Raw genomic sequence first — 3,181 nt, 5'->3', positions numbered from 1 at the left:
CCACCCCGCCCCTCTCCAACCCCTCCTGCTGTCCACTGTGCGGCGGGCTCAACCAATGCGCCATGGCCGCTGGCCGCCCGCCCGAAAGCTGTTGGTGCATGACCCAGTCCATCGCGCCTGCCGCCCTGGCCGCCGTGCCCGAGGAACAGCGCGGCAAGGCCTGCATCTGCTCTGCCTGCGGCACACCTTCCACCAACACCCAGCAACCCTTTGTACGCCCCCCAGGGCCTGCGCCGATATGATTTCCGCTTTTTGCGGCGATACGCCCTGAAGGAGTTTGATATGCCTACGTACCACGTTGAAATGATGGAAGGCCGCACGGTCGAGCAAAAGCGCAAGCTGGTGGAAGAGATCACCCGTGTGAGCGTCGAGGTCCTGGGTGGCTCGCCCGAGTCGGTGGACATCCTGATCACCGATGTGAAGCGAGAAAACTGGGCCACCGGCGGCAAGCTGTGGCTGGAACGCACCTGACCTGAAGCACGACCTGGCCATGTGGTGCGACAGACACCCCATGGCCGCACCGCGTCCCTGCCTTGTTTAACCCCTTTCACCCGTTGCGCACGGTGATCCGCCCATGACACCTGCTCCCGGCTCCCTGTCGGTGCTGCGAGAGCGCTATGGTGAGCGCTATCGCTGGCTGCTCTTGCTGTCGGTCATGGTGGGGACCATGGCGTCGATCATGTCCTCGACCATTGTGAACGTGGCCATCCCGGACATGAGCCACTATTTCACGCTGGGCCAGGAGCGCGCGCAGTGGGTCACCTCTGGGTTCATGGTGGCCACCACGGTCTCCATGCTCACCACTCCCTGGCTGCTGTCGCGCTACGGCTACCGCGCTACCTATGTGGGTGCCATGCTGGTGTTGCTGCTGGGGGGCGTGGGAGGCGGTCTCGCGCAGGACTTCGGCCTGGTGCTGGCCGCGCGGGTTGCCGAGGGCCTGGCCGCCGGTGTTGTGCAGCCCATTCCCGCGGTCATCATCCTCTACGCCTTCAAGCCGCACGAACAAGGCCGTGCCAGTGGCATCTTTGGGATGGGGGTCGTTCTGGCACCGGCCATCGGCCCCAGCATTGGTGGCCTGCTGGTGGACTGGTTTGGCTGGCGCTCCATCTTCTTTATGGTCGTGCCGTTGTGCCTGGCTTCGATCTGGCTGGCCTACAAGTTTGTGCCCGTCACGGCGCCCGGCGGGGTGGATGCCAACCGCCAGGGCGAGCCACTGGATTGGCGCGGACTGCTGCTGGGCACCGCAGGTACCTTGTGCCTTCTCAACGGACTGGTGTCGCTGCATGGAGGCTCTGCGTCCGAGGCCATCGCGCTGCTGACGGGCGCAGCCTGCGCGGTCGGCGCATTCATTGCTTGGCAACGTCGTTTGATCCAGCAGGACCGCAAGCCCTTGATGGACCTGCGGCTGTTCCAGTACCAGCAATTTGCCATGGGCAGCGTAGTGGCCTTCATCTATGGCACGGCCTTGTTCGGCTCCACCTACCTGCTGCCGGTGTTCATGCAGTTGGGGCTGGAGCTATCGGCCTCGCATGTGGGCACGCTCATGCTGCCTGCCGGATTTGTGCTGGCAGCAACCATCGCCATTGTGGGGCGTCTTGCAGACCGGCAGCCCACGCATTTTCTGGTCAGCACCGGGTTGGGCCTTCTGGCGCTTTCGTTTGGGCTCATGGTGTTTGTTGGCCTGGGTTCTCCACTGTGGATGCTGGTGGCCTTTGCCATCCTGGGGCGAATCGGGCTCGGGTTCATCCTGCCCTCGCTCAACCTCGGGGCGATGCGGCCGCTGGACAAGTCGCTGATCTCCCAAGGCTCCAGCGCCATCGGGTTCCTTCGCATGCTGGGGGGGGCGGCGGGCGTGAGCTTGTGTGGCATCGTCCTCGAATGGCGGCTGGGTGCCCATGGCGCTTCACTGGCAGCTGATGGCGGCAATCCGGCCCGTATCGCAGCCTTTGGCGAGACCTTTTTGATGCTGACCTTTTTGTGTCTGCTGGCCTTGGTGGCCGCCTGGCAGCTGCGTGAGGCCAAGCCCCGATAAACAGCAGACAACCGCCTCTCTCCCAGCGGCAGTCCGGCTTCAGGCATCATCTATCGCCCCACACGACACCCTAGAAACGGAATTCCCGCCATGTGCCAACTGCTCGGCATGAACTGCAATGTCCCCACCGACGTGACCTTCAGCTTCACGGGGTTTGCGCAACGCGGCGGGAAAACCGACCACCACAGCGACGGTTGGGGAATTGCTTTTTTTGAAGACAAAGGCCTTCGGCATTTTGTAGATCACCAGGCGGCAGTGGACTCCCCCGTGGCCGAGCTGATCAGTCGCTACCCGATCAAAAGCAAAAACGTCATCGCGCACATTCGCAAGGCCACCCAGGGCGTGGTCAGCCTGCAGAATTGCCACCCGTTCGTACGGGAGCTGTGGGGGCGCTACTGGGTGTTTGCCCACAACGGAGACCTCAAGGATTTCCGCCCCCGCCTGCACTCGCACTTCCGCCCCGTGGGCGATACCGACAGCGAGCATGCGTTCTGCTGGCTCATGCAGGAGCTGGCGAAGTCCCACGCCACGGTGCCGTCCATTCCTGAGTTGACCTTGACACTGAAGGAGCTGGCGGCCCGGATCCGTCCTCACGGCACGTTCAATTTTTTGTTGTCCAACGGCCAGGCGCTGTGGGCACACGCGTCCACCAACCTGTATTACATCGAAAGACGCCACCCGTTTGGGTCCGCGCAACTGAGCGACGAAGACCTAGCGCTGGATTTTTCTCAAGAGACGAATGAGAAAGACGAAGTGGCCGTGATTGTGACCAGCCCGTTGACGACTAACGAGCAGTGGACAGCGTTTGGCCAGGGGGAACTGCTGGTGTTCGAACAGGGGCGGCGACTACCGGTCTGAGCCCATTCAGTATCCCGATACTCGTCAAAGGTATTCGCGTGTAGATCGTCTTTTCGGGCCGCCGGACATACTACGTCACTAACCCACAAATGCAATCGAACCAGTGGGCCCATCCAGAAAGTGTCGGCAAGAATTGGGCGAACACCCTTGCCCTCCGCGACGCCCCAGGATCAATCCAAAATTGTGCCTCCACAAAGCAAAACGCCCTTCTACTCAATTGAGCAGAAGGGCGGTTTGGGCTGTAAGAGCCTGACGATGACCTACTTTCACACGGGAACCCGCACTATCATC

General features: G+C 62.0%; 4 protein-coding genes. All 4 read left to right on the top strand.

Annotated features, from left to right (window positions below; translation table 11 throughout):
* Nucleotides 1-35 precede the first annotated feature (35 nt).
* A complete protein-coding gene (locus DBR12_RS11160; protein ID WP_369861511.1) occupies nucleotides 36-242 on the top strand; it encodes a cysteine-rich CWC family protein in 207 nt (68 codons plus the stop codon).
* 40 nt (nucleotides 243-282) lie between these two features.
* A complete protein-coding gene (locus DBR12_RS11155; RefSeq protein WP_108617307.1) occupies nucleotides 283-471 on the top strand; it encodes a 4-oxalocrotonate tautomerase in 189 nt (62 codons plus the stop codon).
* Nucleotides 472-574: 103 nt separating this feature from the next.
* Nucleotides 575-2,032, top strand: a complete 1,458-nt coding sequence (locus DBR12_RS11150) for a DHA2 family efflux MFS transporter permease subunit (protein WP_108617306.1) — start codon at nucleotides 575-577, stop codon at nucleotides 2,030-2,032.
* Between the two features lie 90 nt (nucleotides 2,033-2,122).
* The gene (locus DBR12_RS11145) at nucleotides 2,123-2,890 is read left to right on the top strand and encodes a class II glutamine amidotransferase (RefSeq protein WP_108617305.1); all 768 of its coding nucleotides are present in this window, start codon (nucleotides 2,123-2,125) and stop codon (nucleotides 2,888-2,890) included.
* Nucleotides 2,891-3,181: the final 291 nt, after the last annotated feature.

Source organism: Acidovorax sp. HMWF029 (genome assembly GCF_003060895.1).
GTDB lineage: Bacteria > Pseudomonadota > Gammaproteobacteria > Burkholderiales > Burkholderiaceae_C > Acidovorax.
This window is presented reverse-complemented; position numbering and strand designations above follow the sequence as displayed.